At 66.0% G+C, this 12,226-nt stretch carries 11 protein-coding genes and 4 tRNA genes; 3 read left to right on the top strand and 12 right to left on the bottom strand.

All coding sequences use genetic code 11. The annotated features are described in order from the left end of the window. The 12 genes from QRM89_RS18510 to QRM89_RS18455 all read right to left on the bottom strand — a co-directional run. Nucleotides 1-436, bottom strand: a 436-nt coding sequence (locus QRM89_RS18510) for a GTP-binding protein (protein ID WP_228436704.1), incomplete at its 3' end; no start/stop codon positions are given. Next, nucleotides 427-502 (bottom strand) — tRNA-Thr (locus QRM89_RS18505). The genes QRM89_RS18505 and QRM89_RS18510, both read right to left, overlap by 10 nt. A 33-nt stretch (nucleotides 503-535) precedes the next feature. After that, a tRNA-Gly gene (locus QRM89_RS18500) sits at nucleotides 536-609 on the bottom strand. Nucleotides 610-638: 29 nt separating this feature from the next. Beyond that, nucleotides 639-724, bottom strand: a tRNA-Tyr gene (locus QRM89_RS18495). A 152-nt stretch (nucleotides 725-876) separates the two neighbouring features. Next, the gene (gene ychF / locus QRM89_RS18490; protein ID WP_076036316.1) at nucleotides 877-1,968 is read right to left on the bottom strand and encodes a redox-regulated ATPase YchF; all 1,092 of its coding nucleotides are present in this window, start codon (nucleotides 1,966-1,968) and stop codon (nucleotides 877-879) included. A gap of 76 nt (nucleotides 1,969-2,044) precedes the next feature. Then, nucleotides 2,045-2,626: an aminoacyl-tRNA hydrolase gene (gene pth, locus QRM89_RS18485; RefSeq protein ID WP_011036110.1), complete on the bottom strand. Its 582-nt coding sequence runs from the start codon at nucleotides 2,624-2,626 to the stop codon at nucleotides 2,045-2,047. Nucleotides 2,627-2,676: 50 nt separating this feature from the next. Continuing rightward, complete coding sequence (locus tag QRM89_RS18480; RefSeq protein WP_076039473.1) at nucleotides 2,677-3,306, bottom strand: 50S ribosomal protein L25/general stress protein Ctc; 630 nt, start codon at nucleotides 3,304-3,306, stop codon at nucleotides 2,677-2,679. Between the two features lie 108 nt (nucleotides 3,307-3,414). Further along, nucleotides 3,415-4,374, bottom strand: coding sequence for a ribose-phosphate diphosphokinase (locus tag QRM89_RS18475; protein ID WP_011269977.1), 960 nt, complete (start codon nucleotides 4,372-4,374; stop codon nucleotides 3,415-3,417). Nucleotides 4,375-4,560: 186 nt separating this feature from the next. Continuing rightward, nucleotides 4,561-4,637: transfer RNA gene (locus QRM89_RS18470), tRNA-Gln, on the bottom strand. Between the two features lie 3 nt (nucleotides 4,638-4,640). After that, on the bottom strand, nucleotides 4,641-5,528 hold the full coding sequence (ispE, locus tag QRM89_RS18465; protein ID WP_285448674.1) for a 4-(cytidine 5'-diphospho)-2-C-methyl-D-erythritol kinase: 888 nt from the start codon (nucleotides 5,526-5,528) through the stop codon (nucleotides 4,641-4,643). Next, complete coding sequence (lolB, locus tag QRM89_RS18460; protein WP_285448673.1) at nucleotides 5,510-6,166, bottom strand: lipoprotein insertase outer membrane protein LolB; 657 nt, start codon at nucleotides 6,164-6,166, stop codon at nucleotides 5,510-5,512. The genes ispE and lolB overlap by 19 nt, the downstream gene beginning before the upstream one ends. After that, nucleotides 6,163-7,851, bottom strand: coding sequence for a tetratricopeptide repeat protein (locus tag QRM89_RS18455; protein ID WP_042596301.1), 1,689 nt, complete (start codon nucleotides 7,849-7,851; stop codon nucleotides 6,163-6,165). Before QRM89_RS18455 ends, lolB begins: the two co-directional genes overlap by 4 nt. A gap of 65 nt (nucleotides 7,852-7,916) precedes the next feature. Here QRM89_RS18455 and hemA point away from each other — a divergent pair, with 65 nt between their 5' ends. Genes hemA through QRM89_RS18440 form a run of 3 tightly spaced genes read left to right on the top strand, consistent with a single transcriptional unit; the run spans nucleotide 7,917 to nucleotide 11,981 of the window. Next, nucleotides 7,917-9,215, top strand: coding sequence for a glutamyl-tRNA reductase (gene hemA / locus QRM89_RS18450; RefSeq protein WP_076036320.1), 1,299 nt, complete (start codon nucleotides 7,917-7,919; stop codon nucleotides 9,213-9,215). Then, complete coding sequence (gene prfA / locus QRM89_RS18445; protein ID WP_011036103.1) at nucleotides 9,193-10,278, top strand: peptide chain release factor 1; 1,086 nt, start codon at nucleotides 9,193-9,195, stop codon at nucleotides 10,276-10,278. The genes hemA and prfA overlap by 23 nt, the downstream gene beginning before the upstream one ends. Further along, nucleotides 10,275-11,981: a tetratricopeptide repeat protein gene (locus QRM89_RS18440; protein ID WP_285448672.1), complete on the top strand. Its 1,707-nt coding sequence runs from the start codon at nucleotides 10,275-10,277 to the stop codon at nucleotides 11,979-11,981. The genes prfA and QRM89_RS18440 overlap by 4 nt, the downstream gene beginning before the upstream one ends. The last annotated feature ends 245 nt before the right edge of the window (nucleotides 11,982-12,226 follow it).

Below are 12,226 nucleotides of genomic sequence, written 5' to 3'. Positions count from 1 at the left end.
CGACCTGACGCGAGAGCAGGATGTGCTCACGGGTCTGCGGCATCGGGCCGTCAGCAGCCGAACACACCAGGATCGCGCCGTCCATCTGCGCAGCACCGGTGATCATGTTCTTGACGTAGTCGGCGTGCCCGGGGCAATCGACGTGCGCGTAGTGACGGTTCGGGGACTCGTATTCCACGTGCGCGGTCGAGATCGTGATACCACGCGCCTTCTCTTCCGGCGCCGCGTCGATCGCGTCGTATGCCTTGAACTCGCCACCGAAACGCTCGGCGCCGATCTTGGTCAGCGCTGCGGTCAACGTGGTCTTACCATGGTCGACGTGACCGATCGTGCCGACGTTCACGTGCGGCTTGGTGCGCTCGAATTTAGCTTTTGCCATGGTTGCAAGTTCTCGGTAATCGTTTGGAGTTGAAGACGATTGAGTAATGGTGCTCACGAAAGGAATCGAACCTTCGACCTCCTCCTTACCAAGGAGGTGCTCTACCGACTGAGCTACGTGAGCGAGTTTTGCATTATGCCATGCATTTGCGTTCAATGGAGCGGGAGACGGGAATCGAACCCGCACCATCAGCTTGGAAGGCTGAGGTTCTACCGTTGAACTACTCCCGCGCCGGGAACTGCATGCCACAACGTGAAACTGGTGGAGGGAGGTGGATTCGAACCACCGAAGGCGTAAGCCAGCAGATTTACAGTCTGCCCCCGTTGGCCGCTTGGGTATCCCTCCAGCTTTTACTACCGGACCGGTGCGCGTTAAGGCGAAATCGGTTCGGGGTGAAGCAGCCCGTTATTTTGTTGTGGGACGCATGCGGTGTCAACAAAAATTTGGAGCAATTTCACCGACGATGGCGCGCACCCCTCCGGGCCGCGCGCATCGACTCAGACGTTGAAGCGGAAATGCAGCACGTCGCCTTCCTTGACGCGGTATTCCTTGCCTTCCAGACGTAGCCGACCCGCGTCGCGCGCACCGGATTCGCCGCGATACTTGATGAAGTCATCGAAGGCGATCGTTTCGGCGCGAATGAAGCCCTTCTCGAAGTCGGTATGGATCACGGCAGCGGCCTGCGGCGCAGTGGAACCGGCCTTGACCGTCCAAGCACGCACTTCCTTGACGCCTGCGGTGAAGTAGGTCTGCAGCCCAAGCAACTTGTAGGCGGCGCGAATGACGCGATTCAGGCCAGGCTCGTCGAGACCGAGATCGGCCAGGAAGGTGTCGCGGTCGGCATCGTCGAGCTGGGACAACTCTTCTTCGATCGCAGCGGAAACCGGTACCACCTCGGCGCCTTCGGCGGCGGCATGCGCACGCACGGCATCCAGGTGCGCATTGTTCTCGAACCCGTCTTCGAGCACGTTGCAGATGTACATCACCGGCTTGAGCGTGAGCAGGAACAGATCGCGCACCAGCGCCTTCTCTTCCTCGTCCAGACCAGCGGAGCGCCCTGCCTTGCCGTCGGCAAGTGCCGCCTGCAACTTGGCCAGCACCGGCTTGCGTGCTGCCGCTTCCTTATCGCCACCCTTGGCACTGCGCTCGGCACGATTCAGGGCTTTTTCCACGCTATCCAGGTCGGCCAGCGCCAGCTCGGTATCGATGGTTTCGATATCGGCGATCGGGTCGACCTTGTTGTTCACGTGGATGATGTCGGCATGCTCGAAGCAACGCACCACGTGGGTGATCGCATCGACCTCGCGGATGTGCGCCAAGAACTTGTTGCCCAGCCCTTCGCCGCTTGCCGCACCTGCCACCAGGCCAGCGATATCGACGAACTCGACCGCGGTCGGAATCAGCTTCTGCGGCTTGACGATCTCGGCCAGCTCATTCAGACGTGGATCCGGCACCGGCACCACGCCCACGTTGGGCTCGATCGTGCAGAACGGAAAATTGGCCGCGGCGATGCCGGCCTTGGTCAAGGCATTGAACAGGGTCGACTTGCCGACGTTGGGCAGGCCGACGATGCCGCATTTGATACCCATGGGTTGTCCAGTGAATGGAGAATCGGGAATGGGGAATAGCAGAGCAGCACTCCTACCATTCCCCATTCCCCATTCTCTATTTTTTTGGGGTGTGCAACCGCTTCATCGCCTCGTTGAAATTACCGTCCAGTGCCAGCGGCAGCGCATCGATGGCCGCATCCACTGCCTCGCCTATCGCCATGTCGTCGTCGCGCCCGGCACGCCCCAGCACCCAGGGCACCACGCGGTCCTTGTGACCAGGATGACCGATGCCGACCCGCAGCCGGTGGAACTTGCCATGCCCGAGCAGACGGATGGTGTCACGCAGGCCATTCTGGCCGCCATGGCCGCCGTCGAACTTGAGCCGCGCCGTGCCCGGCGCCAGGTCCAGCTCGTCATGCGCAACCAGTAGCTGCTCCGGCTCGATCTTCCAGAACCGCAGCGCAGCAGTAATCGACTTGCCACTTAGGTTCATGAAAGTGGCGGGTTTGAGCAACCACACCGTGTGGCCGGCGATCTCGGCCTTGGCTGTTTCGCCGAACAGCTTGCTGTCCAGGCCCCACCGTGCGCCGGTGCGCTCGGCGAGCGCATCGACGAAACGAAACCCGGCGTTGTGCCGGGTTTGCGCGTGTTCGGGACCGGGATTGCCCAGCCCGACGATCAGACGTAATGCAGACATACGGTAGACCGGAGCCGGTGCTGCGCAGTGACGCAGCACCGGCCAGCCGATTACTTGGCGTCGCCTTCAGCGGCTTCGTCAGCCACGTCGTCGGCTTCCACCTGACCGTGCTTGGCGATGACCACTGCCACGTCGTGTTCCTTGCCCAGCTTCAGCTCGGGAATCTCCACGCCGGCCGGCAGGGTGATTTCCGACAAGTGGATCACGGTGCCCACTTCCAGCGTGCTCAGATCGATCTCGATGAACTCCGGCAGGTCCTTCGGCAAGCAGACCACCTGGACTTCGTTGAGCTCATGGGTCACGACCACTTCGCTCGACTTGCCAGCCGGCGAGCTTGCTTCGTTGATGAAGTGCAGCGGCACCGAAGCGCTGAGCTTCTCGTTGGCACTGACGCGCTGGAAGTCGATGTGCATGATCAGCTGCTTGAACGGATGGCGCTGCATGTCACGCAGCAGTACCTGCTGCACGTCGCCATTGAGGTTCAGGTCGAGGATCGACGAGTAGAACCACTCGTTCTGCTGCGCAAGCCAGATCTGCTCGTGGTTGAGCTGGATGCTGACCGGCTCGAGTTCGCCACCATAAACGATGGCCGGAATGACGCCAGCGTGACGCAGGCGGCGGCTCGCACCCTTCCCCTCGTCTGCGCGGCGCTCGACCTTGATTTCATGAGTCTTTGCCATTGGATTTCACTACCTAGTTGGAACACCGCCTCGCGGCGATGAAGCGTCTCCCCCGCGACCAGGAGAGACGGATTGCGGCACCCGGACATCCGGCTGCCGAAGAACTTGTCAGTCGACGTAGAGCGAGCTGACCGACTCGCCGAAGGCGATGCGGCGGATGGTCTCGGCCAGCAGTTCGGCCACGCTCAGCTGGCGAATCTTAGGGCACGTGCGTGCCGCAGCGCTCAGCGGGATCGTGTCGGTGACCACCAGCTCGTCGAGCTGCGAATTGTTGATGTTGTCCACCGCCGGGCCGGACAGCACCGGGTGGGTGATGTAGGCCACGACCTTGAGCGCACCGCGCTGCTTGAGTGCCGCAGCGGCCGCGCACAGGGTGCCGGCGGTATCGACCAGGTCATCCACCAGCACGCAGGTCTTGCCCTGCACGTCACCGATGATGTTCATCACCGTGGCGACGTTGGCGCGCGGGCGACGCTTGTCGATGATGGCCAGGTCCGCATCGTCCAGGCGCTTTGCGACTGCGCGCGCGCGCACCACACCGCCCACGTCCGGCGAGACCACGATCAGGTTGTCGGTGCCGTAGGCGCGCCAGATGTCGGCCAGCAACAGCGGCGAGGCGTACACGTTGTCGACCGGCACATCGAAGAAGCCCTGGATCTGGTCGGCATGCAGGTCGACCGTCAACACCCGGTCGGCCTCCATCGCGCAGATCATCTTGGCGGCGACCTTGGCGGTGATCGGCACGCGCGAGGAGCGCATGCGGCGGTCCTGGCGCGAATACCCGAAATACGGGATCACCGCGGTGACGGACGCGGCGCTGGCGCGCTTGAGCGCGTCGATCAGCACCAGTAGTTCCATCAGGTTCTCGGCGCTGGGCGCACAGGTCGGCTGGATGACGAACACTTCCTGCCGGCGCACGCTCTCTTCGATCTCCACCTGCACTTCACCATCGGAGAAGCGCGTGACCAGCGCCTTGCCCATGCGCACGCCCAGCTCCTTGCAGATGCTTTGGGCAAGCGGTTTATTGGCATTGCCGGAGAACACCAGCAGATTACGTTGGTCTTGCATGAGATCTCTCGGGCGGCGGCAAAGAGCGTGCGGGTCGATGGCGGAGCGGGACAACTGCGCGCCAAGCCAGGCTTTTTTTGGATCCGCACATGCTTTCCCTCACTCCCGCATGAAGATGCGCGGGCGATTGCAGAGGGATCTGCAGGTACGGCGCGTGCAGAGGGATCTGCATCAATTCTCAACAACTGGCAGGGGCGGTAGGATTCGAACCTACGAATGCCAGGATCAAAACCTGGTGCCTTGGGCCTCTTGGCGACGCCCCTGCATCAAACCTGTATCGCGTCCAGTGCGTCGAGCAATGGCGAGTGCGCTGCACCCTCCACGACCCACGCCCGCAGGTTGCCCGGCAACTGCGCCACGGCCCGCTCTGCAGCAGCGCGCGTGGCGAATTCGACGAAACAACCGCTCCCCGACCCTGTCAAACGTGGCGTTCCGATCCTGGAAAGCGCCTGGAACACGGCCTCGATGGCAGGTTCCCGGCGCCGCAGGACCGGCTCGAACGCATTGTCGAGCAGAGAACCGGAAGCGAAGTCCGCTATTTTCGCGGGCGCAGCATCCCGCGTCAATTCCTGTGATTGAAACAGCACCGGCGTAGGCACATGAATACCGGGGTCGACCAGCACGTAGGCCGCCTGCGGCAGGCTGATCGGGGTCAATTTTTCGCCCACACCTTCGGCCCAGGCGTTGTGCCCACGCACGAATACCGGCACATCAGCGCCCAGGCGCAGGCCCAGTTCGGCCAGGGCGTCGACCGGCAAGCCCAGGCCCCACAAGGCATTCAGGGCCACCAGCACGGTGGCGGCATCCGAGGAGCCGCCACCGAAGCCACCGCCGGCGGGGATGCGCTTGTCGACCCGCAGCTCGGCCCCGAGCGCGGTGCCGGCATGAATTTGTAGCGCGCGCGCCGCACGCACCATGAGATCGTCGTCTTCGGCGACGCCCGGCAGGCTGGCGCCAATGCGCTGGATCCGGCCATCGGTGCGCAAACGAACATGAACGGTGTCCCCCCAGTCGAGCAGGCGGAACACGGTCTGCAGCAGGTGATAGCCATCGGCGCGGCGCCCGACGATTTGCAGGAACAAGTTGAGCTTGGCCGGCGCAGGCCAGGCCGACCAGGCAGGGTTCAACGCAGACATCAGGGCGAGAGCGTCCATTGGTCGACCAGCAGGCGCACCTTGGCGTCGCCCTTGCGCGCTTCGATCCGGCGCGGCAGTTCGGGCTGGGCTGCGCTGGCGGGCGTCCATTCGAGGAAATCGATGGTCCAACCGTCCTGCTGCACTGTGCGCGGCCGGCCGTGTTCGTCCAGGTCCACGCGCGCAGCGCCGGCGTCGGCGATGCGCAGGGCGCGTACCCAATCGGGCATCTGATTGACGGGAATGGTCCAGCCGGTGGCCTCCAGCAGCACCTGCTCCGCATCGGCGCCCGCGCGCGGCCCGCCATCTAGACCTTCCAGGCGACCTGCGCCCGTGGTGGTGTCGCCGGTCAGCACCCAGCTCTGCCGGGTCACCGGCGCACTCAATTGCACGTGGTAGCGCGGGCCATCCTGCTGCCAATCGAGACGGCCACTGCCGCCATCGCGGCCTTTGCTGATCGCCACCCGGCCCTGAAACGACCATGCCGGATGTGCCTGCAGCCAGGCCTGGCGAGCGGTTTCAGCCTGCCGCGCAGATTCGCTTACCTGCCCGACCACCGCCGGCGCCGCACCGCCCTGCCCGCGCGGCACGCTGACGCACCCCGACAGGCCGGCCAGCGCCAGCCCGGTGAGGGCCAGCGTCCTGATCACCTGACTCATAGACCGAACTTCTCCACCGCACGCTGCAGCGCGCGGTTGTCCGGGTCGAGCCGGCGTGCTTCGTCGAAGTAGCGCCGCGCTTCGTCCTGCTTGCCGCTGACCCACAGCACTTCACCCACGTGCGCGGCGATTTCCGGATCCTTGACCAGGGCCCAGGCGCGACGCAGCTGCACCAGCGCTTCCTTGGTGCGGCCCATGCGGTAGAGCACCCAGCCGTAGCTGTCGACGATGGCCGGGTTGTCCGGCGCGGCCGTGCGCGCGCGATCAATCAGCGCCAGCGCTTCCTTGTAGCGGGTGGTGCGGTCGGCCAGGGTGTAGCCGAGCGCATTCAGCGCGGCGACGTTTTCCGGCTCTGCGACCAGGATCTTGCGCAGATCGGCCTCGGCACGCGGCACATCGTCGCGGCGTTCCCAGGCCAGGCCACGCGCGTACAGCAACGCACCGTCGTCCGGGTAGGCCGCCAGCCCGCGGGCAAAGGCGTCCAGTTCGCCCGGTGCATCGTCGGCGCGCTGGTGCAGCTCGGCCTCAAGCACGTAGGCGTCGCGACGGGCGTCGTCGTCGGCACTGGCATCGCCCTGCAGGGCACGGGCTTCCTTGAGCGCTTCGGGCTTGCGGCCGAGTTCGTACAAGGCGCTGGCCGCGCGCAGGCGCGCTTCGCTCAGCTGCGGGCCACCGGGAACGCCGCGGTACCACTCCACTGCCTCGTCGTAGCGCTTGAGGAATTCGGCGATCTTGCCCAGCAACAGGCGGCGATCCGGATCGGGCTTGGTGGCGTTGCCCTTGAGCTCGTCGTACAGCGCGGCCAGCGCGGTGTTGTCCTTCTCTTTGGCCAGCATCGAGGCACGCAGCCCGTAGGTCTGGGTGTCTTGCGGGCCGGTGGACAGCACCCGCGCCGCCGCTTCGGTCTGGCCCATCGCGTCATAGGCGAACGCCAGCGCGCCGCGCAGTTCGGAGTCCTTCACCGCCTGCGGCTCGACATTCTTCAGCAGCGCCAGCGCTTCGTCGTTCTTGCCTTCCTGCTGCAACTGGGTGGCGTGCAGCAAGGCCACGCGCGGCTCTTCGGGGAAGCGGCGCACCACCTCGTCGACGATGCGCTTGGCCAGCGCCGGGCGCTCCATCCGCAGCGCGAGGCGGCCGAACTCCTGCCAGGCCTCGATCTGATTGGGAATGGCGCCGGCCTTGACCAGGTCTTCGAGCACATCGGCCGAAGCGTCGGGCTCGCGCCCGCCGTTGGCCAGGGCGATCAGCGCGAAGCGCCAGCCGCGCGGGTCGGTTTCCTTGAGCAGGCCGAGCAGGTCGCGGCGTGCGGTGCGCAGATCGTTGCGGCGCAAGGCCAGCGAGGCTTCAGTGCTACGCATTGCCAGCGACGACGGCGCACGGGCACGCCACAGGGCCAGGGCCTCTATGGCGCGTGCGTCATCGTTGGCCAGCATGGCGATGCGGGCGGCCCGCTCGGCTAGCCCGGCGTCGCCGGCTTCGGCCTTGGCGGCATCCAGGTAAGCGCGCGCAGCTTCGTCCAACTGCCCGGCCTGCAAGGCGAATTCGCCCGCCAGGACCGGCTCCAGCGAGGCGCTGCCGGCAGTGGCTGCCGGGGGGGCGGGCGGTGCTTTTTTCGGTGCTGCGATGGCGCTGGTCGACACTGTGGCCAGCAAAAGAACACTCAGGATGCGAATCGGTACAGGCATCGGGGGCAACCGGGCCGTAAAATGGGGCCCTGAATGGCCAGCAGCTTATCGCAAGCAACTGAACAATGACGTTGTGGGTGCTCGGACTGAATCACCAGACCGCACCCGTGGACCTGCGCGAACGCGCGGCGTTCGCGGGTGACGCGTTACCGCGCGCGCTCGATTCGTTGCGCACCCTGCCGCAGGTGCGCGAGGCCGCGCTGCTGTCCACCTGCAACCGCACCGAGCTGTATGCGATGGCCGACGACCCGCAGACGCTGGTGGCCTGGCTGGACACGCACGCGCCCGGGTTGAGCGGCTATCTGTACCAGCACCACGACGCCGAGGCAGTGCGCCACCTGTTCCGCGTGGCCACCGGGCTGGACTCAATGGTGCTCGGCGAGCCGCAGATCCTGGGCCAGGTGAAGGACGCCTGGGCGGTGGCACGCGCGCACGGCGCGCTGGGCAGTGGCCTGGACCGGCTATTCCAGCAGACCTTTTCGGTGGCCAAGCGCGCACGCACCGACACCCGCGTGGGCGCCAACCCGGTGTCGGTGGCCTCCACCGCGGTGCGGCTGGCGCAGGAATCGTTCGCACGCCTGAATGAATCGACGGTGCTGCTGGTGGGCGCCGGCGAGACCATCGAACTGGCGGCCAAGCATCTGAGCGAAGGCCGCGTGCGGCGGCTGTTGATCGCCAATCGCACCCTGGCCCACGCGCAGACGCTGGCGACCCAGCACGGCGGCGTGGCGCTGCCGCTAACCGAGCTGGATCGCCACTTGGCCGAGGCCGACGTGGTGTTTTCCGCCACCGCCGCGCGCGAGCCGGTGGTAACCCGGGTGCAGGTGGAACAGGCGCTGCGCACGCGCAAGCGCAAGCCGATGCTGCTGTTCGACCTGGCGGTGCCACGCGATATCGAGGCCTCGGTGGCCGAGCTGAGCGACGCCTACCTGTACACGGTGGACGACCTGGAACGCGCGGTGGAAGACAACCGCCGCAGTCGCCGCGAGGCGGCCGACCAGGCCGAAGCCATCATCGACCTGCAAGTGGCGCGCTATGTGGAAACGCTACAGGCCAACGAACGCCAGGCGCCGCTGAAGCGGCTGCGTGCCTTCGGCGACAGCACCCGCGACGAACTGCTGGCCAAGGCGCGGCAGCAATTGAACAACGGCAAGCCGGCCGATGAAGTGCTGGAACAGTTGGCGCATGCCTTGACCAACCGCCTGCTGCATCCGCCAACCGCCGCACTGCGCGATGCCGCGCTCAACAACGACCTCGACCTGACCAGCGCGGCCGACCGGCTGTTTCCCGAGAAACCCGGTTACCGCCATCCCCCTGTAGCTACCCCGATCGTGAGGACTGATGACGCCGACCCTGCGCCGTAAGCTCGAAGCGCTGGCCGAGCGCCGCGAAGAACTGCAACACCTGCTCTCCGATCCGGAGGTGGTCAGCAACAACGACAAGTTCCGCAGCCTGTCGCGCGAACTGTCGCAGCTGGAACCGGTGGCGCTGGCCATGCAGGAGGAAGCGCGCGCCAAGGCCGATCTGAGCGCCGCAGAGGCGATGCGCAACGATCCGGAAATGCGCGAGCTGGCTGAGGAAGAAATCCTCGCCGCACAGGCGCGCCTGGACGAACTGGACGCGCAACTGGCGCTGCTGCTGGTGCCGCGCGACCCGCGCGATGAAGGCAACCTGTTCCTGGAGGTGCGTGCCGGCACCGGCGGCGACGAAGCGGCGATTTTCGCCGGCGATCTGTTCCGCATGTACGCACGCTACGCCGAGCGCCAGGGCTGGAAGGTGGAGATCGAATCCGACAGCCCCGGCGAGCACGGCGGCTACAAGGAAGTGGTGGCGCGGGTGGTCGGGCGCGGCGCGTATTCGCGGCTGAAATTCGAGTCCGGCACCCACCGCGTGCAACGCGTGCCGGCCACTGAATCGCAGGGCCGCATCCACACCTCGGCCGCGACCGTGGCGATCATCCCCGAAGCCGATGACGTGGAAGAGATCGTGATCAATCCGGCCGACCTGAAGGTGGATACGTTCCGCTCGTCCGGCGCCGGCGGGCAGCACGTCAACAAGACCGAATCGGCGATCCGCATCACCCACGTGCCCAGCGGCGTGGTGGTGGAATGCCAGACCGAACGCAGCCAGCACGCCAACCGCGACAAGGCGATGAAGCGCCTGAAGGCGCAATTGGTGGAAGCAGAACGCAGCAAGGCCGCCGCCGCCGAGGCGCAGACGCGCAAGTTGCAGGTAGGCAGCGGCGACCGCAGCCAACGCATCCGCACCTACAGCTTTCCGCAGGGCCGCATTACCGACCACCGCGTCGAAGGGCTGACCTTGTACGACCTGCCCAACATCATCGAAGGTGATCTGGATGCCTTGATCGCACGTTTGCTGCACGAGCATCAGGCCGACGAACTGGCGCGACTGAGCGAGGGCACGTGACCGCCGACGGCCCGCGCGAGCTGTTGCAGCTGCGCGCGGCCGTGCGCCATCGCCCGCAGGATTTCGTGGCCTGGCTGATGCTGGCCGACGCGGAGCTGGGTATGGGCGATACGGCGGCCGGCGAGATGGCGGTACAGCGCGGCCTCGCCCTGCAGCCTGGTCATCCGGAGGGGGTGGCGCGGCTGGGCCGCGTGCGCTGGGCGCAACAGCGCCATGCCGAGGCCGCCGTACTGCTGCAGCAAGCCTCCGATGCTGCACCCGAACACCCCGGTATTGCGTTGTGGCTTGGGCATGCGCTGGAAGATGCCGGCCAGGCCGAAGCCGCTGCTGCCGCGTACACGCGTGCGCATCAGTTGTTGCCGGAGGAGCCGTACATCACCGCGCAGCTGCTCAACTGGCGGCGCCGGCTGTGTGACTGGCGCGCGCTGGATGTGCTCTCCGCGCAGGTGCGCGCCGCCGTGGCGCAGGGCGCTGGTGCGGTGGAGCCGTTCGCGTTCCTCAGCGAGGACGCCAGCGCCGCCGAGCAACTGGCCTGTGCGCGCACGCGTGCGCAAGCGATCGCCGCCAGCGTGCGGCCGCTTGCGCCAACGCGCGTGCGCAGCAAGGGCCCGCTACGAGTGGGCTTCGTCTCCAATGGCTTTGGCGCGCATCCCACCGGCTTGCTGACCGTAGCCTTGTTCGAAGCGCTGCAGCGGCGCCAGCCGGACCTGCAGGTGCATCTGTTTGCGACAAGCGATGACGATGGCAGCACGCTGCGGACGCGACTGGCGCAGGCCAGCACCTTGCACGACGTCACCGCGCTCGGGCATCTGGCCACCGCGCAGCACATCCGCCACCACGGCATCGATCTGTTGTTCGACCTGCGTGGCTGGGGCGGCGGCGGGCGCCCGGAAGTGTTCGCGTTGCGCCCGGCGCCGGTGCAGGTCAACTGGCTGGCGTATCCGGGCACCTCGGGCGCGCCGTGGATGGATTACGTGCTGGGCGATGCGTTCGCGCTGCCGCCGTCGCTGGAGCCGTTCTACAGCGAGCACGTGTTGCGCTTGCAAGGTGCATTTCAGCCGTCGGACACCTCGCGCGTAGTTGCCGAACCGCCTTCGCGTACGCAGTGCGGCTTGCCCGCGCAGGGCGTGGTGCTGTGCTGCTTCAACAACAGCTACAAACTCAACCCGCGCAGCATGGCGCGCATGCTGGCCGTGCTGCGCGCAGTGCCTGATAGCGTGCTGTGGCTGCTGTCCGGGCCGGGCGAGGCCGATGCGCGTCTGCGTGCATTCGCACAGGCGCAAGGCGTTGACGCGCAGCGCCTGGTGTTCATGCCGAAGTTGCCGCATCCGCAGTACCTGGCGCGCTACCGGCATGCGGATCTGTTTCTGGATACGCATCCTTACAACGCGCACACCACGGCCTCGGACGCGCTATGGGTGGGTTGCCCGGTATTGACGACGCCTGGGGAGACGTTTGCTGCGCGGGTCGCTGGCAGCTTGAATCATCATCTTGGGTTGAATGAGATGAATGTGGTGGACGACGCCGCGTTTGTTGCCAAGGCGGTGGCGTTGGCGAGTGATCCGGCGGCGCTGGGTGCGTTGCGTGCGCGGGTGGATGTGCTGCGCCGTGCGTCCGGGGTGTTTCATATGGACGGGTTTGCGGATGATTTTGGTGCGTTGTCGCAGGCACTCGCGCGGCGTCATGGTTGGTTGGGAATCTAGCGCGGGTTTTTTTGCTTTCAAATAGATGGCTGTCTTCCGCCGTACCCTCACCCCCAACCCCCGCTCCACGCCCCGGCCCGCGCTTGCGGCGCGGGCGCTCCAAGGCACGCGCGCCCATGGCGCGCAAGCTGTGCGTCCTCGTCCCAGCGGGAGAGGGGCTCCAGACAACTTCCTCACTATCGCGTTCAAACTCCTCCAAGTCACCGTAATGAAGTGCCGAGGCGGCAGCATGGCCGGGGATTGGC

The organism is Xanthomonas sp. LMC-A-07 (genome assembly GCF_030208825.1).
Taxonomy (GTDB): Bacteria; Pseudomonadota; Gammaproteobacteria; order Xanthomonadales; family Xanthomonadaceae; genus Xanthomonas; species Xanthomonas campestris.
This window is presented reverse-complemented; position numbering and strand designations above follow the sequence as displayed.

What these genes read in the sequence shown, in the direction of transcription:
- QRM89_RS18480 (WP_076039473.1), bottom strand. Translation starts at nt 3,306, where the DNA reads ATGGCAAAGACTCATGAAATCAAGGTCGAGCGCCGCGCAGACGAGGGG.
- lolB (WP_285448673.1), bottom strand. Translation starts at nt 6,166, where the DNA reads ATGAGTCAGGTGATCAGGACGCTGGCCCTCACCGGGCTGGCGCTGGCC.
- QRM89_RS18475 (WP_011269977.1), bottom strand. Translation starts at nt 4,374, where the DNA reads ATGCAAGACCAACGTAATCTGCTGGTGTTCTCCGGCAATGCCAATAAA.
- ychF (WP_076036316.1), bottom strand. Translation starts at nt 1,968, where the DNA reads ATGGGTATCAAATGCGGCATCGTCGGCCTGCCCAACGTCGGCAAGTCG.
- pth (WP_011036110.1), bottom strand. Translation starts at nt 2,626, where the DNA reads ATGTCTGCATTACGTCTGATCGTCGGGCTGGGCAATCCCGGTCCCGAA.
- hemA (WP_076036320.1), top strand. Translation starts at nt 7,917, where the DNA reads ATGACGTTGTGGGTGCTCGGACTGAATCACCAGACCGCACCCGTGGAC.
- ispE (WP_285448674.1), bottom strand. Translation starts at nt 5,528, where the DNA reads ATGGACGCTCTCGCCCTGATGTCTGCGTTGAACCCTGCCTGGTCGGCC.
- QRM89_RS18455 (WP_042596301.1), bottom strand. Translation starts at nt 7,851, where the DNA reads ATGCCTGTACCGATTCGCATCCTGAGTGTTCTTTTGCTGGCCACAGTG.
- prfA (WP_011036103.1), top strand. Translation starts at nt 9,193, where the DNA reads ATGACGCCGACCCTGCGCCGTAAGCTCGAAGCGCTGGCCGAGCGCCGC.